This is a genomic window from Paenibacillus sp. PK4536 (assembly GCF_028594455.2).
In the GTDB taxonomy this organism is placed as follows: Bacteria; Bacillota; Bacilli; order Paenibacillales; family Paenibacillaceae; genus Saccharibacillus; species Saccharibacillus nuruki.
On the sequence record NZ_CP126313.1, the window covers coordinates 4,605,863 to 4,627,614 of the forward strand.

The 21,752-nt window shown below is 38.6% G+C and carries 15 protein-coding genes and 3 tRNA genes; 1 reads left to right on the forward strand and 17 read right to left on the reverse strand.

All coding sequences use genetic code 11. The annotated features are described in order from the left end of the window. Nucleotides 1–19: 19 nt before the first annotated feature. The 13 genes from PO903_RS20470 to PO903_RS20530 all read right to left on the reverse strand — a co-directional run bounded on the left by PO903_RS20470 (nucleotide 20) and on the right by PO903_RS20530 (nucleotide 15,936). Nucleotides 20–1,612: an ABC transporter substrate-binding protein gene (locus PO903_RS20470; protein ID WP_273594692.1), complete on the reverse strand. Its 1,593-nt coding sequence runs from the start codon at nucleotides 1,610–1,612 to the stop codon at nucleotides 20–22. Nucleotides 1,613–1,747: 135 nt separating this feature from the next. After that, nucleotides 1,748–2,644 (reverse strand): carbohydrate ABC transporter permease, encoded by an 897-nt coding sequence (locus tag PO903_RS20475; RefSeq protein WP_069328979.1) that lies wholly within the window; start codon nucleotides 2,642–2,644, stop codon nucleotides 1,748–1,750. Between the two features lie 13 nt (nucleotides 2,645–2,657). Next, nucleotides 2,658–3,611, reverse strand: coding sequence for an ABC transporter permease (locus PO903_RS20480; RefSeq protein WP_175425220.1), 954 nt, complete (start codon nucleotides 3,609–3,611; stop codon nucleotides 2,658–2,660). A gap of 173 nt (nucleotides 3,612–3,784) precedes the next feature. After that, nucleotides 3,785–4,753, reverse strand: a complete 969-nt coding sequence (locus tag PO903_RS20485) for a LacI family DNA-binding transcriptional regulator (RefSeq protein ID WP_137220740.1) — start codon at nucleotides 4,751–4,753, stop codon at nucleotides 3,785–3,787. A 163-nt stretch (nucleotides 4,754–4,916) separates the two neighbouring features. After that, a complete protein-coding gene (locus tag PO903_RS20490) occupies nucleotides 4,917–7,595 on the reverse strand; it encodes a glycoside hydrolase family 2 protein (protein WP_273594693.1) in 2,679 nt (892 codons plus the stop codon). 37 nt (nucleotides 7,596–7,632) lie between these two features. Then, the gene (locus tag PO903_RS20495) at nucleotides 7,633–8,460 is read right to left on the reverse strand and encodes a carbohydrate ABC transporter permease (protein ID WP_137220742.1); all 828 of its coding nucleotides are present in this window, start codon (nucleotides 8,458–8,460) and stop codon (nucleotides 7,633–7,635) included. 6 nt (nucleotides 8,461–8,466) lie between these two features. After that, entirely contained in the window at nucleotides 8,467–9,351 is an 885-nt protein-coding gene (locus PO903_RS20500) for a carbohydrate ABC transporter permease (protein WP_069328974.1), read from the reverse strand. 104 nt (nucleotides 9,352–9,455) lie between these two features. Beyond that, complete coding sequence (locus PO903_RS20505) at nucleotides 9,456–10,706, reverse strand: ABC transporter substrate-binding protein (protein WP_273594427.1); 1,251 nt, start codon at nucleotides 10,704–10,706, stop codon at nucleotides 9,456–9,458. 210 nt (nucleotides 10,707–10,916) lie between these two features. Next, nucleotides 10,917–11,972: a LacI family DNA-binding transcriptional regulator gene (locus PO903_RS20510; RefSeq protein WP_069328972.1), complete on the reverse strand. Its 1,056-nt coding sequence runs from the start codon at nucleotides 11,970–11,972 to the stop codon at nucleotides 10,917–10,919. 239 nt (nucleotides 11,973–12,211) lie between these two features. Then, nucleotides 12,212–13,606 carry a glycosyl hydrolase gene (locus PO903_RS20515; RefSeq protein WP_273594428.1) on the reverse strand — a complete coding sequence of 465 codons (1,395 nt, stop codon included), beginning with the start codon at nucleotides 13,604–13,606 and terminating at the stop codon, nucleotides 12,212–12,214. Nucleotides 13,607–14,261: 655 nt separating this feature from the next. Continuing rightward, nucleotides 14,262–14,347 (reverse strand) — tRNA-Leu (locus PO903_RS20520). An 85-nt stretch (nucleotides 14,348–14,432) separates the two neighbouring features. Further along, nucleotides 14,433–14,518 (reverse strand) — tRNA-Leu (locus tag PO903_RS20525). 152 nt (nucleotides 14,519–14,670) lie between these two features. Continuing rightward, nucleotides 14,671–15,936 (reverse strand): GAF domain-containing sensor histidine kinase, encoded by a 1,266-nt coding sequence (locus PO903_RS20530; protein ID WP_273594429.1) that lies wholly within the window; start codon nucleotides 15,934–15,936, stop codon nucleotides 14,671–14,673. 280 nt (nucleotides 15,937–16,216) lie between these two features. Between PO903_RS20530 and PO903_RS20535 the strand changes: the two genes are divergently transcribed. Further along, on the forward strand, nucleotides 16,217–16,417 hold the full coding sequence (locus PO903_RS20535) for a hypothetical protein (protein ID WP_137220746.1): 201 nt from the start codon (nucleotides 16,217–16,219) through the stop codon (nucleotides 16,415–16,417). 183 nt (nucleotides 16,418–16,600) lie between these two features. Here the strand turns inward: PO903_RS20535 and PO903_RS20540 are convergent. From PO903_RS20540 to carB, 4 genes are all read right to left on the reverse strand, one after another. Further along, a tRNA-Ile gene (locus PO903_RS20540) sits at nucleotides 16,601–16,674 on the reverse strand. 267 nt (nucleotides 16,675–16,941) lie between these two features. Next, a complete protein-coding gene (pyrE, locus tag PO903_RS20545) occupies nucleotides 16,942–17,583 on the reverse strand; it encodes an orotate phosphoribosyltransferase (RefSeq protein ID WP_137220747.1) in 642 nt (213 codons plus the stop codon). Beyond that, a complete protein-coding gene (gene pyrF / locus PO903_RS20550) occupies nucleotides 17,570–18,319 on the reverse strand; it encodes an orotidine-5'-phosphate decarboxylase (protein WP_273594430.1) in 750 nt (249 codons plus the stop codon). The genes pyrE and pyrF overlap by 14 nt, the downstream gene beginning before the upstream one ends. A gap of 132 nt (nucleotides 18,320–18,451) precedes the next feature. Further along, nucleotides 18,452–21,751 carry a carbamoyl-phosphate synthase large subunit gene (gene carB, locus PO903_RS20555; protein ID WP_273594431.1) on the reverse strand — a complete coding sequence of 1,100 codons (3,300 nt, stop codon included), beginning with the start codon at nucleotides 21,749–21,751 and terminating at the stop codon, nucleotides 18,452–18,454. Nucleotide 21,752: the final 1 nt, after the last annotated feature.

The following is a 21,752-nucleotide window of genomic DNA, read 5'->3' on the forward strand; positions in this document are numbered from 1 at the left end:
GTTGTTCTCCACCTATTCTCTATTTATTTGTAAGATTAGCGTTGTAACGATCAAGTCCGGTCTGATAGATGCCCATCAATTCATTCAGACCCATTTTCTCCAATGTTTTTAAATAATCATTCCACTCTTCATCGGTCACACCGTCCACAATAAATTGTCCTCTTTTGGTGTTGACATATCTCATTAATTCAGGCTCAATTCTGTTGATCTTATCCAATTCTTCTGCTGCAAAAAAGATATTTGGGTACTTTTCTTTTTCCATATAAGGAACATAGTATTTGGCTAAATCTTTAGCACGATTCTGAGCACGAGGCTCCATATCTACAACTTTCCCAAAATCAGCAGCCGTAATGACGCCCGGTCCACCTGATCCTGGTGTTACTTTTTGGCGATACTCTCCTGCGGATGCTCCTTCTGGAAGTGGCAGATTGACTAATTTACCATTTTTGTCTTTTTTAAATATGATATCTAACGGACCCCAGTGAATTTGGGCAGCCATATACGGTTCATATTGTTGATCAATCCAACGCATCGTCAATTCGGGATTACTGTTGACGCTAGTAATAGCAAAAGCTCCGCGCCCTGGGCCTCCACCGTTAGCACGTCCAATCAATTGATCTCCTTGCGGTCCTTTTAGTGGAGATAGAAGAACATAATCTTTAGCACGCTCTGTTCCAACCACTTCTTCAGCTTCCCACCAGATATACGATCCAAGCGTCTCATCAATCGTTTTACCTTTAGATAAATACTGCGCGGCATCTTGAGTAAATGATTCTGGATCAATCAGACCTTGCTTGTACCATTTCTCATGGAAATACGTTAATGCTTCCTTGTATTGAGGCTGGGTAGCGGTAAAGATCACTTGTCCATTGCGAACCACTCTGTGCTCCAAATTGTCAGGAAGCCCAAAAGCTCCAAAAAGACCTGCAATATCCATACACCATTGCATATGCATAAAGCTTAATGGGATTTCATCAGGCTTGCCGTTTCCATTAGGATCTTGTGTTTTGAAAGCAAGTAAAGCTGCTGTATATTCATCTAACGTTTGCGGAACCGGAAGCCCTAATTGATCCAGCCATGATTTATTAATCACATGAAAGAACGGGTTGATTTCAAGATTGTTTTCTTCCCAAGAAGGTAATCCATAGATATGCCCATCTGTTGCTGTAATGGCTAACTTGATATCAGGACGACGGTTAAGCAGTGCTTTCAAGTTAGGCGCATATTGATCAATCAAATCTTCCAACGGAATAATCGTGCCATCTTTTCCATAATTGATTAACTCGTAATCGGTAAATCCTGCTGCATAAAAAGCATCTGGTAAATCGCCACTAGCAATCAGCAAATTTTTCTTTTCTGTATAATCAGTATCGGGGATATTCTCCCAATTGATTTTGACATGTGTCTTCTTTTCCAAACGTTTAAAGATTTCCATTTCTGAAAATTCTGGAGCTAAAGCAGACTTTGGAGATACCATTCTTAACGTTATGGATTCATCTACAATAGGAAGACCTGTTTGATTAAAAGCTACTTTTTTACTGGGATCACTACTTTGATTGTTGTAACCATTATTGTTTGAACATCCACCCAGTATTAACGCTCCACTCACCATCAAAATGACGGTACTTTTGAATACAGATTTCACAATTTCTAACCTCCTTATACTTTCCACAAGCTACAATCTGGTATCACATGTTATGAAAATAGATCTCTTTGCGATCATCACTTCTGTGTAACTCTATTTCACTTATCCTTTGATTGATCCGATCATGACTCCTTTAACAAAGTACTTCTGCAAAAATGGATACAACATCAGTAAAGGTAGACTGGATACCATAATCACGCCGTATTTAATCAATTCAGTCACACGCATTTTCGCTGCATACGATTCGACATCAATCATCATGCCCGAGTTGACCTGATTCTGAATTAGAATATTGCGAAGGACTAATTGTAGTGGATACTTCTTATCGTCACTCAAATAAATCAAAGCATCGAAGAATCCATTCCAAAAGCCGACTACATGATAAAGCACCATAACCGCTAAAATAGATTTGGATAAAGGTAGAACGATACTCCAGAAAAATCGAGTATTGGAACAACCATCGATAGAAGCGGCTTCCCACATTTCATCTGGAATCGATGATTGAAAAAACGTTCTGACGATAATAACGTTAAATACGCCACCTGCTCCAGGAAGAATAAGCGCCCACATGGTATTTAATAAATGCAGATCCTTTATTAGCAAATAGGTAGGAATCAACCCTCCACTAAAAAACATAGTGATTAGCAAAAACCACATAATAAAAGACTTTCCAGCTAGATTTTTACGAGCTAAAGGATAAGCTGCAAATACCGTAACTGCAACTCCGATCAGTGTTCCGAGTGTGGCATACAAAATCGAATTCGCGTATCCAATCCATATCGAAGAATCATTAAAAATTCGTTCATATCCATCTAGAGTAAACCCTTTAGGAAATAACCAAATCTCACCCGAATAGATATAATTAGGATCACTGAATGAGGCAACCAATACAAAATACAATGGATATAATACAAGCAACATAATAAAGGTCAGTAGAGCATAATTAATAATGTCAAACCACATATCTCCTCGACTTTTACGCTTCAGCAATGAATTCAAAGTAAACTCCTCCCTACCAGAGACTGGTTTCTGTCATTTTTTTGGCAATTCGGTTGACTGTAACAATCAGAACAATATTGATCAGTGAGTTGAACAAACCTACTGCTGTCGAAAAGCTATATTGTGCTTTCTGAATTCCCATCTCATACACATAAGTTGGAATAATATTAGAGGTGGCATAATTCAGATCACTTTGCATTAAGAATGCTTTTTCAAAACCTATGCTCATGATATTACCGAGAGCGAGAATCAGTAAGATCACAATCGTTGGCAAAATACTTGGAATATCGACGTACAATACACGTTTCCATTTGCTTGCACCATCCATTGTTGCCGCTTCGTGAAGTTCAGGGTTAACTCCCGCCAGTGCAGCCAGATAAATGATCGTGGCAAACCCTGTTTCTTGCCAGATCCCTGATAAGATATACAGTGGTCGGAACCATCCTTCATCTGCCATAAAGAGAATCGGTTCTCCACCAAACATCGTAATGATATGATTGATCATTCCACTATTGGGAGATAGAAAAACGTTCAGCATACCGATCAGTACTACTGTAGATATAAAATGGGGTGCATAAATCACAGTCTGTACAAATTTTTTGTATGTTTTCCCTAGCATTTGATTGAGCATAATGGCAATAATAATCGGAGCAGGGAATCCAAATAATAAGGATAGGAAGCTAAGTGAGAGCGTATTCATAATAACTGTCCAGAAATTATAGGAATTAAAAAAATCGATAAAGTGTTGAAATCCTACCCATTCACTTCCCCATATTCCCCGACTTGGTGAGAAATCTTTGAAGGCAATCTGTACGCCATACATAGGATAGTACTTAAATAGAAGATAAATAATAATGATCGGTAGTAAAAATAAATACAATTCATAGTCTCGTTTGAAGCGACTCCATCTTTTTTGTTTGGTTTTGGTCGGTTGTTGGACCTGACTGGTTATCGAATCCACTCTCATTCTCCCTTTCATTTCTATCCTTTTTGAAACGTTTCCAACTTGGTCTAAATAAAATATTCACGTTTCATTTTATGGGATTGATCATTTTTGAAACGTTTCCAATTTTAAATAAAAAACAGCAAGTACTCCTTATTACGCAGTATGTACTGAAGTTTTTTTGATCTAAACAAAGATCATGTCGTTTCACCTTGTTTGAACATTACTGGAATACGGTATACTTGCTGCTCCAAAGAGACACCTTCCATTTTGCTATACAGGAGTCTAATACTCGTGCGCGCCATTTCTTCTACTGGTTGTCTGATTGTGGATAATATAGGATGAAAATAAGGACTATCTTGAATCCCATCGTATCCAATCACTTTTACATCTTCTGGAACTGAGATCCCCTGTTTAGTTGCTCTGTCGATATAATTCGCTGCCAACATATCTGTAATTGCAAATACACCATCAATATCAGGATATGTACCAAAAAACTCATCAAAATACGCTTGATCATCTACGATCGGATCTGCCTTTTCGTAAATAACATAATCGATTCCTAGTGCTTCTGCTTCATCAATAAATCCTTTTCTTCGATTCATCGTTTCGCTAAATACAGAAGTGATACTCCCCATAAAAGCTGGCTTTTGAGATCCGGCTTTAACCAGTTCTCTTAGAGCTAAGCGCCCTCCTTCATAATTGTCTGAAGTGACACAGGTGATCTTCTTATTAAAGTGTCGATCAATACTTACAATCGGAATATCATTACTGACACTACTTTCGATATCGTTATACGTTATGCCTACAATACCAGCGACTTTGTTTTGTCGTAGCATATCCAGATAGTACAGTTCTTTTTCAGGTTTCCCTCCACTATTGCATAACATTAACTTAAATCCTTCTTGATCCAATTCATCTTCAATATAATAAGCTAATTCAGAAAAGAAAGGATTCCAAATACTCGGAAGCAATAAGGCTACCATTTTAGATTTTTGCATTTTGAAATTACGAGCGACTTCATTCGGGAAATAATTAAGCTCTTGGATAGCTTCTTCTACTTTTCGACGTGTGATTGGTTTAACAGCTCCAGAGTTGTTAATAACTCTAGAAACGGTTCCTACAGCAACGCCGGCTAGCATAGCTACATCTTTAATGCTGGTCATTTAACACCTCCGACCTTTCTTATGGAATTTATAATAGCACCAAATTGGAAACGTTTCAATACTTTTTTGGAAACGTTTCATTTTAAATAAAAAGCGAACAAAAAGGACTTACTCTTCCTTCTCGAGTCAGCCCTCTTCTACTACAAATATAACGGTTATCTAGCTAGCTATTTAATTCAGTTTGTCGTTCGTTAATACTAGCATGTTGTTGAAATGCGCTAAATACGATCTCAGGGAATCTCTCTACATCTATTACAGAGTGATCCATATTCTCTACCGATAATGGCTCTGTTGAAAATAATTCAGCTTCTTGACGACAGCAAGTCACGGTAATGCGTTTGGATTCACCCGGGAAAAGAGTAAAATAAGCTTCACTTGCTGTGATCCAATAACGGTTACTGGATTCATAAGGATAGATATGCAAAGCTACACTTTCCCCTTGATTGATTACTGTATAATCTCTTGTCCATAATGTATAAGCGATACTGTCAGATACAGAAGTACTCCACTCTTGATCGGCTTCTACCTGTAAATAAGCATTGCCTTTTTGAAGCGCAGGTGCATAGATAGACTGTTGCTTCGTTGAAAAAGTATACATATTATCTGCAATCGATTTCTCTCCACATGTAGACTGCAAGCGAATATAAAATAACTGATCTTCAGTCTGTGGAATCGTACAGCGGAACAAAGCAGGCGTTACCGCATGATTGGAATTAGTTGTTCCAACAATATGACGTTCTTGCAATATCTGACCTTTGCTGTTCAGCAATTGGATATTCACTTTAAACGGTTGGTCGTGATCATGACTAACAATGCGCATAGGAAATGCGACAATCTGCCCTGCTTGATAATGTAGACTACGATAATCGATACTTGCTCGAAAAGGAGCAAATGCTTCTTTCACCCAATAATAAGCCATCTTCGTTTCATAATAATAATCTACTAGATTTGTACAGCTCACATTAGGCCACGGTTCATTCAATTGCCAGACAAGACTACCACTATTGTTAAACTGCCGGCTTCGATTGGAATCCAAAATAAAGCGTAACCCTTCAGCTTGAATCCATTGGCTACAATCAACAAACGTTTCCAATGTCTCTAAAGAGCCAAATAAGTCAAGATCCCGACTATACGTATCCCACCATTCTCCATGATGCCGCCAGACCAGACTCTTTTCCATCGAAGTCGGTTGCCGATAAGACTCACTTAGAAATTTATGTAGACTGCGAACAGGACTCATCCCGTCTACGCCAAACTCACTATGAAATAAATGATCTGCTTCTCCATACAATACATAATGTTGCGGATTACCTTCATATTTCCAGTGACCGTGTACATCATGACTGACACCTTTTTCATGGGTAATATATTGCACAGGTCCTGAGGCAGATGTTGGTAAAAACAACCGCTGTGCGTCATATTGCTGAACAAGTTGCTTGAGCATCGCTAGATTGGGATCATCATAGGTGGAAGGAATATTAGGTGCACTCATTAATTCATTGCCGCCACTCCAGATCGTAAGACTGGTATGATTACGACGACGTTTTAGCGCAGAGATCGCATTGGTTTGTAATAAAGTCAAGAACTCTGGCTGTTGAGAAGGCCTATTATCTATTCCAGAACTAGACTGGATAAATTCTTGCCAGATCATAATACCGTGCATATCACATAGCTCATATAAAATACTTTTTTCTATAATACCGCCACCCCAGATGCGAAGCATATTCATATTCGCTTCTTTAGCAAGGTGAATAAGCCATTCATAACGACCATCCGTAATATTACCGTACAGATGATCCAGTGGAGTGATATTTGCCCCGCGAATATAAATTTTACGCCCGTTAATTTTGACAGTGTAAGGTAAAGCATCGGCTGGGCTTTCTTCGTTCGCTACATATTCCAAGCGCCGAATCCCTGTACGACATGTATACAGATCACATTTCATATCCTGCTGAAGCAATATAACCTCTACAGTATACAAAGGCTGATCTCCATATCCATTGGGATACCATAACTGCGGAGAATCAATAACACTTTGAATGTTAAATGCAGACTCATGCTCTGTAAGTGACTGTTCTAATTGAACAACCGAATTTCCTGCTGAATCCAAAATAGATACTTGCACTAGCTTAGCCTCTTTACTCTCCCCATGTTGCTTGATCTCTCCAACAATCTGAATAAGCCCTTGATGTTGCTCGTTTAGATCTGTCTGTACTTGAATATCCTGTAATGAACAGTTTTGATAGGACTTGAGCACAAGATCATCCCAGATTCCAATATTGATCAGACGGGTTGAAAAGTCCCATTTGTAATTGAATCGGCTTTTCTGAGTAAAGGTTGTAGACGTTTTGCCGATTTGCCCCATTTCATCAGGAGGATGTTTGAGTACAATTAGTAATTCAACAGTCTGACTTTGCTTCAGACATGCGGTGATATCCAATACAGCCGGTTCATACATCCCGATATGTTCTCCTAGAAATTGCCCATTCCAGTAAATAAGGGCTTCATAATCAAGCCCTTTGCAGATCAGTTCAGTTCCTATAGATTCTGGATGTACATCCCATACATCTGTCCAGTCAAAATATGTCCGATACACCCACCAGCGATTCTCCACCCACTCACATTGCAGACTATTCATATCACGATATGGATTCTCTATCCAACCTGCACGATAAAGATCATAATGAACACCACCAGGTACAGTTGCTGGCATCCATTCGGTCACACCCATTAATTCATTCCCAATCTCCATACTTGTTCCTTTGATCGGAACCCAGGGCCAGAATCCTTTCAGTTCCCATGTCAACTGACGCAATGAATATTCTTGATCTGATGTATACATACTTGCCAATAGAATCATGTCCTCTCTTACCGTATGATTATCCTTTTACTGCACCACTGGTCACACCTGAAAAGATATATTTTTGCAGAAATAAATATAATAAAACGGTTGGAATCATAATAATCAGAATCGCCGCACAGATATTGGTCCATTGGGCTTGATTGTTTCCTGCAAAGCGCATAATAGCTGTGGAGACCACCACTAAGTCTTGCTTCGGCATATACAGAAATGGAATATACAATTCATTGTAAATATTGATTGTTTTTAAAATAATTAACGTAGCTGTTGCAGGCCCTAGTAACGGTAAAATAATACTACGATAAATCCTTAATAGACTGGCTCCGTCCATCATGGCACTTTCATCTAATTCGTACGGAATATTTTTGATAAATTGCAAATAGATATAGATCTGGATCACATCGGCTCCTACAAAAAGCAAAATAGGTGCATACAGCGTATTATAGATTCCCATCGCTTGAATAATAGAAAAGGTAACCACCTGAGTCGTAATCGTCGGGATAATCGTAGCAATCAAAAACGCACCAATCACGAGCTTCTTCCCTCTAAATTCGATTCGTCCTACAGCATAAGCCACCATCGTACCGAGTATAATATTGCCGATTAAAGCGACCATAATAATCAAAAATGTATTGAAGAAAGCATGCATAATATCTGCACGATCGATTACATTTGCAAAATTGTCAAAGTTCAAAAAGCTAGCAGGTAACGAAAAAGGGTTACTGCCTTCATCTTCATTTTTAAATGCATTTACAAATACAACATACAGTGGAAACAGTACGGTACATGTACCCACAATCAAAATGACATATTTGAGCATATGCACAAGATCAAATTTTCGACTCATTAATGATCAGTCCCCTTTCCGATTAATGACTAGATTTTGAACTAACAAAATAATCGCTGTAAATAGAAGTAATACCACACTCATCGCTGAAGCTAACCCATAATTGTTAAATTGGAAAGCAGTCTCGATCGTTTTGAATAAGAACGTTTCACTCGCTCCAGCAGGGCCGCCTTTGGTTAAAACAAACGGTAAATCGAACACAGCCAACGCACCACTAAGCGTTAGGAACATATTTAACGAGATGATAGGGGTTAGATTAGGAATAGTTAGTGACCATAACATCTGAAAACGACTGGCTCCATCAATTTTAGCGGCTTCATACATATCACCCGGAATCGATTGTAAAGCTCCTAGATAAATGACCATATTGTAGCCCATAAAGCGCCAGAAGCCGATCGAAGCCAGTGCATAGTTAACTAGCGAAGCATTACCGAGCCAACTTTGTTGCCATGACTCTAATCCAACAAGCCCTAGCAATCCATTCAACGATCCATTAGTGGTATCGAAGACATACTGGAACATAAATGCAACTGCAACGGCATTCATAATAAAAGGAAGAAACAACATCACTCTAAAAAAATTACGTCCCCGCAATTTGGAATTCAAAATAACAGCAAATACAATCGCTACGATATTTTGAATAATACCAATCAGTACATATGGAATCTGATGTAGAAAAACACCAAACAAATCTGGATTGGTAAAAATCTCAATATAGTTCCCTAGCCCAAGCCACTCTTTAACCGGACTAATACCATCCCAACTGGTAAAGCTCAAGTACACTAATCGCATCGCTGGATAATACGTAAATAGCGCTAACAATGCCAAAGGGATCAACAAAAACGATATTAAAATGAATTTGCGTTGTAACGGATATGAAATATGACTCATCGTTCCACTTCATTCCCTTTCTATAACAGCTTCATAGAGCAAAGTAGACTCGTTTACAGATCGATGCTACTTTGCTTCTATTTAGTTCAACTTTTAATTTGGATTTAGTTACCTAGTGATTTTTTAGCATTTGCCCAGGTTGCGTTGTATTTATCAATAATCGTTTGTGGGTCTGGAGCTAGCACAAATTCTTGTACAAAAGCTTCTTTGGTGATCTGCGCTTTATTCACAATCGCTGTCACTTTAGGATCATCAGATACAGCTTCAAGATACTTCGGTTTGAAGCTATTAAATTCTGTTAATTGAGTAACCGCCGGCTTTTTATCTTTGAGAACTGGAATAAATCCTGCAAAATCATCAAATCCTGAATCTTCCAACATCCATTTTACAAAAGCTTTAGCAGTTGCCGAATGCTCACTGTTTTTGTTTACTCCATAAGCCCAGTCTGGCGCTAATGTCACATTGTGTTTGCCAGAATTATCATAAGGGAATGGAAAGTATCCGATGTTAGCTGAATCGGTTCCACTTTCAATGACTTGCGGAATCGCCCAGTTGCCGATTACATACATCGCAAATTTACCGCTGGCAATATCTTTTTTGGATTGTTCCCAATTGGTCGAATTAATATCCGGTTCAAGATAGCCTTTCTCATACATATTGCGAATAATGCCCATCGATTGACCATAAGGATTATCCAATTGATAAGGTGCATCACTTTGAAGACGATTGTTATTGAGGTTAGCATCTCCTGCGATAGCAGTCGGAATCTCTGAAGACCACGGATATAATGTCCATTGATCTTTAAAATTAGAAGCAAGTGCTACTTTACCGGCTGCTTTCAGCTTATCTGCTGCTGCATAAAATTCATCTAACGTTTGTGGCACTGTAGTAATCCCTGCATCGGCAAAAGCTTTTTTATTGTACAAAATACCTGTTGTCGTAGCACCAACTGAAATGCCATACACTTTGTTTTCAAATGACTTGTAATCTTTAAAATAAATACGATCATTCAATCCTAGATCATCTAACGGTGTGAAATATTTAGGAAGATCAGAATTAGGGATGGTCGGAATTAACACTACATCTGGAAATTCACCTGAACCTACACGAATCTTAGTCGTTTTATCCAAATCGGTAACCGCTTCAAATTCGACATGAGCATCTGGATACTTTTCATTAAAGCGTTTAGCATAATCATCGTATTTCTCACCGATCATATCTGTACGATTCGTTAAAAAAGTGATCGTGCCACTAATCTCATTTTTGTCGGCGGATTGACTTTCTGTTTTACCACAAGCGGTGACGAATACAGATAATATGACAAGGAGTACAACAGGTAAGTATACTTTTTTCACTTTGAATCCCCCTAATATTGATATCGCTTACATCCAAACATTAACATATTTAAATTTTTATTTCAACAAAATAATTATATTTAATTCAACTTTATAATATTTGTTGAAATAATTCAATTGTAAACATAGCAAAAAGACACCTTCTACACATGACGTGCTGGATAGGTATCTTTAACATCTAGCTATTCAATGGGTGATAATGATATCCAATTATTCTTTTGATTGCTTTGGTGCTGTAATTGATGCTCGTTCAATCAATTGAGTAGACATTAGTATATGTTCAGGAGTCACATCAGGATTTTCAATACGTCGCATCAACATTTGTACTGCTCGCATTCCAATATCATTTTTAGGCACGCGAATTGTAGTTAGCTTAGGATTCATCAGCTCGGTTAATGTCAAATCATCAAACCCGATAATAGATACATCTTCCGGGCAACGAATATCCCATTTTGATAACAGACTAAGTGTCTCTAACGCTACCACATCATTTCCACAAAATAGTGCTGTTAATGCTTGATCAGATGTTGTGTGCGTTTTCAAATGTTCTGAGAATTCACCAGTGATATACATTCCTGTACCACTTACACCGATCCCAGCAATAAACGTTGCTTGTATATCGTCAGTATTCTTTTCGTTAAAATCACGAATGGCTTCACGAAATCCCCGGCTACGTTCACGAAAGCTCCATGAAGCATCAGGATCACCAACAAACCCTATGTTACGATGACCTTGTGCAAATAAATGATTGGTCGCTTGATAGGCACCCAAAAAATTATTCGCCAGAATATGATCAATCGAAGGATCTAACAAATTCGCATCTAACATCACAAAGGGAAAATGGATCGAACGTAACATTTCAATATAATTATCCGGTAAATGCCCCATTACGATAGCACCATCCGCCTTGCGATCATAGATGCTTGACGGCAATCCTTCTTTGGGAAACAAACTAATATCTATCGTCGATAAAATCATACTAAACTGATGATTGGTCAACTCAGCTTCGACGCCTTGCATCACTTTACCCCAGTATTCAATATCATCAAGATACGCTCTAGGCATTAACACTACAATATTACCTGTTTGAGCATCTCCAACTTTTTTGCGAACAGGCTTAATCCGATAACCCATTTCTTCTGCGGTCTGCCATATCTTTTCTCGTGTGCCTTCATTAACAGCCGGATCATTAGATAACGCTTTGGAGACAAGCGCTTTAGATACTTTTAATTCATCTGCAATCACTTGCAGTGTAATTTTTTTCATGGAGCTTATAATCCCCCTTTATGTATCGTTTATCTGTGTTATGGATTCACTTGCTTTAACAATAAAGCTTTATTCAACAAATTTCAACTCTATTCCTATACGATGTAAGAACAAAAAAATCCAAACAATAGCTAAGAAATCTCTCTTAGTCTACAGTTTGGATTTTTCATCTGGACTGTGTCAGTTACGCCTTACTGATATAATCCTGAATCTTACTTAGTAATGTCTGGTACTTTATCTTACTTTAACTTCGGTAATTCATCACGTGTGATCACATTAGAAGCATTATAGACGGTTTGAATTTGTGCATTTGTATTTTTTTCAAAGGTGAGTTCTGCCCAGCTCATCGCAAATGCCCACTTAGGCTGAGCCGCTAACTGGCTCGGAGTCGGTAATACATCACATTCACCAATAGCAATAGGTTTGCCATTGGCTACACTCAAAGCGGTATTGTATTTCTGCGTTGTAAATCCATCTGGATTGTATACATCTAACGCAAAGATATCCCAATAAGCACTACCCGGGTTATATACATTCCAATTCAGATCCAAATCTTGCATATCCCATACCCAGACCAGATTAGTCAATCCTTTAGTTTTAACTAGATAATCATGTGTTAAGCGATACAATTCAGCTGTACCTGTACTTCCCGGACGACCTGCCCACCAGAATACTCCTTGATTCATTTCGTGAAATGGACGGAATAAGACAGTCACGTTATTATCTTCTAAATATTGAAGGTATTGAGCATAGTTATCTAAGCGAGCTTTCCACGCTTTGTTTAACGTACCTCCATTAGTCGTTAAGTCTTTCCATTGTGTATCACTAAGATGACTGACTACGCCACCTTCCCAATTGCCTGCATCTGCTTGTGTAGGAGGTGTAACATGCATCATCACCTGAACGATTGCTCCGTTATCCCACTGTTTTTTGGCTTCATAGATCATATTCCAACGGTTATTGACATCATTTGCTGAAAATAATAAATCACCACTCCACAGCCCTGGATATTTACCTGTAATGCTTTTTATTTTCTCAGTTTGTACAGCAGGCGTAGCATTCGGTTCACGATTGTGCATGCCGATCACTGTCTGCTTGCCACTGATACTTTTAATATAATCAAGGACTCCGGTAGAAGCTTGTGTACCACTACCGTATATTTCAAATTCATATAAAGAGTATCCATACGTTGTAGCTCGTTGAAAAGCATACATTTTCACATATCTAGCTGTAGTCGATGGAAAAGTAATAGTGTTTGTTCCACCAGTGTTACTATAATTCGAATAGACCGTATTCCAGTTTATATTATCGGTAGATGTCTGAATTTGGAATTGCTTCGCATACGCAGCTTCCCACTGTAAAATAACACTTGATACCGATTGAGCCGATCCCAGATCAACAATATAATATTGTTGGTCTGCGTTGGTAGATGCCCAGCGTGTAGAGGTATTACCATCTACAGCATTAGAGGCTATATTGCCACTGGCTTCAGTCGAAGAAACCGTCACTTGTTTTCCTCGTGCCAGATTCACACCTGCTGCTTCCACATTAGATGACGAAGAAACGGCTACACTTCCAAACACCAAACTAAACATCACTAGAACGATTAACAAAGTACGACTCTTTTTCACCATCATATTGCCTCCTCTATCAAGTTCAGTGTTTTCTATCTACTCCTACCCTGTAATTCATCTTGTATAGCATACATTTACAATCGTGTACGGTAATAAAAAGCATTTTTTAGAGTACTCTATCACCTCCTTAAATATTTTAAATAATATAATTATACTTTTATTTAAATTTTAAATTTTGTTTAATATACATATATTACATAATTTGAAAATAAAAATATATAGCTTTTCACAAATTAAAAAAAAGAATTATAAACAAAACAGACTATCCTTGATCATGGATAGTCTTCTTCGCACATATATTCAGCTATTTTAAATGCTGTATAAGCAACAACAAGGCATTGATCACTTTGATAAAAGTAACTTGAGGTAGAAGGTTCAATCTTTCTGTATTTCTATTTTTATATACTTCTCATCTTTAATCTTCACCATCTTTTTTAAACAGCTCAAGAAGCGCTAGGAATGCTTTTATAGACGATTCAATTATAAATACGATTACTTATATAAAACGTATACAAACATAACTAAAAACCGATTCTAGAAGCTCTAACGAAGACTGCGGTATGACTGGATTGAACCTGATTATGTCTATAAAACAAAAAGAGCGCTTCTACCGTTATACAACGGTGAAGCGCTCTTTTATCTGTACATCTCATAATGCCGAGAACCGGAATCGAACCGGTACGGTAGTCACCTACCGCAGGATTTTAAGTCCTGTGCGTCTGCCAGTTCCGCCACCCCGGCACATTAACCCTTGAAGGGTTATACATGTGCTGCTCTTCTTTATGTACTACGTGTATGGCTTTTACTTATATCAGAAATATAAGTATGCCGAGGACCGGAATCGAACCGGTACGGTAGTCACCTACCGCAGGATTTTAAGTCCTGTGCGTCTGCCAGTTCCGCCACCCCGGCAAATGATGAGATGAATAAATTCACCTTCATACTCATTGCCTCAATCACTAGCAGTGATTGTTTCGCCAACATTTAAGATCATACCATGCTAAATATATAACTGTCAACACTTTAGATTGGATTTTATTTTTAGCTGATCAAATCGTCGATTTTCAAGAGACAACATCTATATTTTCCAAAGAAATAAATTGAGATAATCGTAAGTTAAAGCGAATCGAAGTGCCTTGCTCTCCACTATTGATTTCAAATTCACCTTTGAGTAAATGGATCAATTTTCTACTTATTGCAAGGTTAAGCCCTATACTACCGTACTGCTGATACCATGACATATCGTTAACTTCATTCAGCGAATCAAATAATTGCTCTAATGTTTTGTTATCCATAATCATGCGCGAATTATGAATAGAAACATCCAAAAATACACTGTTATCTAAAGCATGAATCACAGTAGAGATAGATAATGTTAATTGTCCCACAGAGTTGTAACGTAAAGCATTAAGTGTATTAATCAATGTTTGTCTTAGTCGTAAAGCATCACCATAGATTAACGGCAATATATTCTCAGCCGTATCGACTTTTACAATAATAGGATTCTCTTCTAAAGGGGTCTCTAGTGACGTAACCACTTCATGAATGGTATGCATCAGATCAAAAGGTTCTTGATCAATCTCTGTTGCTCCTTCTTCCATATGACTAAAGCTTAAAATGTCTTCTACTAATGTCAGCATCGATTGATTACTGGACTCAATAATATCCATATAGACCTGTTGTTGTGGATCGATTTCCGAGTCCATCATCAGATCCGCTACGCCTACAATATTTGTCATTGGTGTACGAATTTCATGCCCCATGATCGCTAGAAGATTACGATTAACTTGTGCAGACTTTTCTGCTTTGAGGCGTGCTTGCTCAAGTTCTATTTCTTTGTGCTTTAGATCTGTAACTGTTCGTTCCAACTCTACGACGTATGCCAAGAAAATAGTCATCGTTTCTAACGTTTGGATATCTGCTTCACTAAATTTATACGTATCACGGTCTAGCGCACAGATCGTTCCATAAATACTACCATCTCGCAAACGTACCGGTAATCCTATAAAAGAACCTCCACCAATAGAACTTGTTACTTCCATATTGCGTGTCAATTCGTCTTCATTGGTATTTTCGATAATTAAAGGCATCGTCTTATTCTCATTATTGATCACAAGACTGCAATAACTTAATTCTAAAGGAAGTACACTACCCTGTTCTACTAATTGTTCATCACGATTATAAGCTCTCATAATGACATTGTTTAAGCCATCATTACTGGCAATAAAAATAGTATTGATATGGATAAGTCCACCGATTATTTTAATAATGTGGTCTGCTGCATCGCCCACATTTTGATATAAAATGGTATTGATTGAAGAGGTATTCATTGTGAACTTCACCATCTTTCATTAAGAAAATTGCAAGTATAGTTCTATATACCCAATTTATACTTAAGTTTATTATATATTAAATTTTAAATAAAGTATTGTGAATTTTTGTACTTTTTTAGTATAAGACATATGTTTTAATAAACATATAAAGATAGAGAGAATCTAAAGATGTGATTCATCTTGCTCTACAATGGTTTATTTCGATAACATAACCTTTATATTGTATTGCATATCTGTTATGTCGAAAATAGCAAGATAGACGAAAGGGTGACTTCTAATGAGTAAACCAGATGAGTATAAAAACCATGAGGAACGCGGCGCAGGTGTAGATCCTATACCAGATCCAGATTCTAATAAAAATCATTCTGCAGAAAATTTGCTTGAGGAAGCAGTGAGTGAATCTGTAGATAAAGTGAAAGAAGATTTCAGTAAAGATTCCAAAAAAGATTCTTCTACTGATCATTCTGATCATAAATAAAAATAATTCTGATTCTTTTGAACTACTTGGTCAGTGATAAAGCTTGGAGGTTATACGCTATGAAATTTATTCTAATTGTTGTTATTGTTGTACTTTTAGTGATGCTGTTTATGCGACGTAGAAAACGGTAAATATAGCTACTTATACAAAAAGACCCTTACAGATGTAAGGGTCTTTTTCTAATGGGCCCAGAGGGACTCGAACCCCCGACCAACCGGTTATGAGCCGGTAGCTCTAACCAACTGAGCTATAGGCCCGCATCTCCAAAAGAACGATTTCTATTGGAAAGTAATATAAACAGCGACTCAATTAATATACCGTATTTCACCATTTCACGTCAAGTGAATTTTCTGGATACTGTATACATCCATGTCATATACCTTATCATTATCACGTTCTTATTTTACAAAATATGTAGCGTGTGTATTAAAGATCAGGGCATACATCATGATGTATACCCTGATACTCACCAATTCATTAATGAATTATATTTAGCATTAAGTTACCTATCGATTAAGACTAACTTATTTACCAAAAGCAGATGGATCTTCACGCCATGAACGTAGCAATTCCAAATCTTCTGCTGGAATTTTGCCTAATTCTACTGCTTTGTCGATCAAGGCTGTATAGTTGGAAAGCGTTTGTAATGGAAGATTCGCTTCTGCAAAAGCATGTGTAGCTTTATCCAACTGGTAACTAAAGATAGCCAGTACTGCTAATGGATCTGCCCCTGCTTCGCGCACTGCTTCAGCAGCTTTAATTGAACTACCTCCTGTTGAAATCAAATCTTCGATAACAATCACTTTCTGACCTGATTGAATTAATCCTTCGATCTGATTGTGTTTGCCATGTCCTTTGGCTTTGTCCCGAATATAAGCCATCGGTAAATCTAACTTCTGTGCTACCCATGCCGCATGAGGAATACCTGCTGTAGCTGTTCCTGCAATCACTTCAGTATCTGGATATTGTTCACGAATGATCATAGCAAACGCATCTGCAATCTGATCGCGTATGTATGGATATGACATCGTCAGACGATTATCACAATAGATAGGTGATTGGATGCCTGATGTCCATGTAAAAGGCTCCTGTGGACTTAAAGCGACCGCTTCAATCTGTAATAATGCAGATGCAATGTGTGCTGGAATCTCTTCAATTGTTAACATGTACACTCATCTCCTCTATAATCTGTTGTGTGGCTTCTCTAGGATCATTTGCTCCTGTAATCGGACGACCGACTACCAAGTAATGACTACCGCCTGCTATCGCTTCTCCTGGTGTCAATATACGCTTCTGATCACCTAGATCACTGCCTGCTGGACGCACACCTGGCGTGACTGTAGCAAATGATGTCCCACATGCTTGTTGAATCATAGACACTTCTAATGGAGAACATACTACTCCGCCTAATCCACTTTGCTGTGCTAAGCGTGCATAATGAACCACAGCTTCTTCTACCGTTCCTTGAATACCAATTTCTTGATTCATCACTTGCTGGGATGTACTGGTTAACTGGGTCACAGCGATCAGTAAAGGACGTGCTAAGTTAGAATCTGTAGCTAACGCAGATTCCATGCCTTCTACTGCTGCTTTCATCATCTGTACACCACCTGCTGCATGCACATTAAATATATCTACGCCCAGTCTGGTGATGCTGTTTGCTCCACCTTTAACAGTATTCGGAATATCATGCATTTTCAAATCCAGAAATACATAATATCCTTTTGTTTTGAGTTCACGTACAAAATCAGGACCTGCACTATAAAATAATTGCATCCCTACTTTGATCGTACATGGAATGTCTTGAAGATGTTGAATCAATACTCGTGCTTCTTCTACATTAGGATAATCGAGCGCTACAATCAAGCGCTTCGCAATTGCTTGAGATATGGAATGTGTCAACTGGTTATACCTCCTTCATGATCGAATTCTTTATTTCAGATCCGTACCTAAAGTTCAATTATATGCACACAAATGACGGCGGACACGAGAATGATCCGCCGTACTTTAATTGTGTGATCGGGGTCGCTGGTATTAGCTTAAAATCGTTTCTTGATCTTCTAATTGACCAACAACAACATTGTTAATGACTTCATCTTTTTTGCCTGCATGTACAGTGTTAGTCAATGACGGCATCGCGTAAGAAGAGAAGTTGATCGTATCTAGCATCGTGAGTAGTGCTTCAACAGTATCCAGTGAGGTCATACATACCACACCATTTTCAACCGCTTCACGGCGGATACGGAATCCGTCACGAGCAGGTGTTTTGCCTTTAGTAAAGGTATTTACAACGAAGTGTGCTTGTCCACTGCGGATAAGATCCAGAATGTTCGGCACGCCTTCTGTTAGCTTATGAATAACAGTAACTTTGATCCCTGCTTCTTCTAGTGCTTTTGCTGTACCGCTTGTCGCAATAATTTTGTAGCCTAGACGATAGAATCCTTTAAGCAAACGAACCGCTTCTGGCTTGTCTTTGTCTGCTACTGTAGCAATCAAAGCACCAGTGGCTGGTATTTTCATACCTGCTCCGATCAATCCTTTATACAGAGCTTTCGCATAAAGTAGATCGCGTCCCATAACTTCACCTGTTGATTTCATTTCAGGGCCTAATGTAGGTTCTACACGACGTAATTTGGCAAAAGAGAACACAGGTACTTTTACCGAGATATATTCGCTTTCTTTCCACAATCCTTCGCTATATCCCAAGTCTTTAAGCTTAATGCCTAGAATTGCTTGTGTCGCAATTTTCGCCATCGGAATATCAGTTACTTTACTCAAGAATGGCACTGTGCGTGAAGAACGTGGATTCACTTCAATCACGTAGACTTCATTTTTGAAAATAACGAATTGGATATTCACCAAGCCGACTGTCTTAAGCTCTTTGGCTGTACGAATAGTGATATCGACCACTTTCTGCTTCAGTTCTTCAGACAGATGTTGCGGAGGATACACAGCGATTGAGTCACCGGAGTGAACTCCTGCACGCTCGATATGTTCCATGATTCCCGGTACAACAACGGTTTCTCCATCACAGATCGCATCGACTTCAACTTCTTTACCTAGCATGTAACGGTCAATCAATACCGGATGTTCTGGATTTACTTTGACTGCTTCTGCCATATAAAGTAATAGCTCTTCATCAGAGTAGACAATTTCCATTGCACGTCCACCCAGTACATAAGAAGGACGAACCAAGACTGGATAGCCTAATTTCTGTGCTGTTTCTACTGCTTCATCTATCGATAACACCGTGCTACCTTCAGGTTGAGCAATATTCAAGCGAGAAAGTAAAGCTTCGAACTTTTTACGATCTTCTGCTTCATCAATACTTTCTAAGCTTGTTCCTAGAATTTTAACGCCTGCTTTGCTTAATGGTGCTGCAAGGTTAATCGCTGTTTGTCCACCGAACTGTACGATAACCCCGATTGGATTTTCCTGTTCGATAACATTCATGACATCTTCAAAGAATAACGGCTCAAAGTACAGTCGATCTGAAGTGTTGAAATCTGTTGAAACAGTCTCTGGATTGTTGTTGATAATAACCGCTTCATAACCAGATTCTTGAATTGCCCAGACAGCATGTACAGTTGAATAATCGAACTCTATCCCTTGACCGATACGGATCGGACCGGAACCTAGAACAACGATTTTTTCTTTCGCACTTGGAATCACTTCATTTTCAGTCTCAAATGTTGAGTAGTAGTATGGTGTAGTCGCTTCAAATTCTGCTGCACAAGTATCTACCATTTTGAACACAGGCATCATGTTATTTTCTTTACGATATGCACGAATACTATGCTCGTTATTCATAGGATCTTCTGGATGATTGATATTGCGTAGTTCAGCAATCGAGCGATCTGTAAATCCAAGACGCTTCGCCATATATAATGTCTCATCGCTTAGTGTACCTTCTGAAGAAATTACAGATTCATAAGCGACAATACGTTCGATTTTATCTAAGAACCACCAGTCAATATTGGTGAGTTGTTGAATTTGTTCTAAGCTATAACCACGACGGAATGCTTCTGCGACTAAGAAAAGACGCTCATCATCTGCTTTGGCTAGACGTTCATCTAATACGCTATCTTCGATATGTTCTGCATCTTTTAAGTGGATACGATGAACACCGATTTCAAGTGAACGGACTGCTTTGTGAATCGCTTCTTCAAATGTACGTCCAATTGCCATCACTTCGCCTGTTGCTTTCATCTGTGTACCTAGCTTACGGTTAGCACTGATAAATTTATCGAAAGGCCAGCGTGGAATTTTAGCTACAATATAATCTAATGTTGGTTCGAAGCAAGCGTACGTTTGTCCTGTTACAGGATTCACGATTTCATCCAATGTGTATCCCATTGCGATCTTCGCTGCCATTTTCGCAATCGGATAGCCTGTTGCTTTGGAAGCAAGTGCAGATGAACGACTTACCCGTGGATTTACTTCGATGACATAGTATTGATAACTTTGTGGATCAAGAGCGAACTGTACGTTACATCCACCTTCGATATTCAGTGCACGGATAATTTTGAGAGAAGCAGAGCGTAGCATCTGATATTCACGATCAGAAAGCGTCTGGCTCGGTGCAACAACGATACTATCGCCTGTATGCACACCTACTGGATCAAAGTTCTCCATGTTGCAGACAACGATACAGTTATCATTAGCATCACGCATAACTTCATACTCGACTTCTTTCATACCTGCAATACTTTTCTCTACCAGACATTGTCCGATCGGGCTATAACGAATACCAGCTTGTACCGTTTCGCGTAATTCTTCTTCATCGACACAGATACCGCCACCTGTACCGCCCAATGTATACGCAGGACGTACAATGATTGGATATCCGATCTCATTTGCAAATACTAGCGACTCTTCAAGGGTGGTTACAATAACACTTTCAGGAACCGGTTGATCTAATTCGCGCATCAAGTCGCGGAACAGATCACGATCTTCCGCTTTTTCAATCGATTCTAATTGTGTACCTAGTAATTTAACATTTTCGCTTTCTAGTACACCTGCACGTGCTAATTCTACAGCCATATTCAAGCCTGTTTGTCCACCCAGTGTAGGCAGTAGACCATCAGGACGTTCTTGACGGATAATTTGAGTGACAAATTCAAGCGTGATTGGCTCGATGTATACTTTATCTGCCATATTTGTATCTGTCATGATCGTTGCAGGGTTACTGTTGATCAGTACAACCTCTACCCCTTCTTCTTTCAGTGCCTGACAAGCTTGTGTACCTGCATAGTCAAATTCAGCAGCTTGACCGATAACAATAGGTCCGGAACCAATCACAAGTATTTTTTTGAGTTCATTATTTTTGGGCATA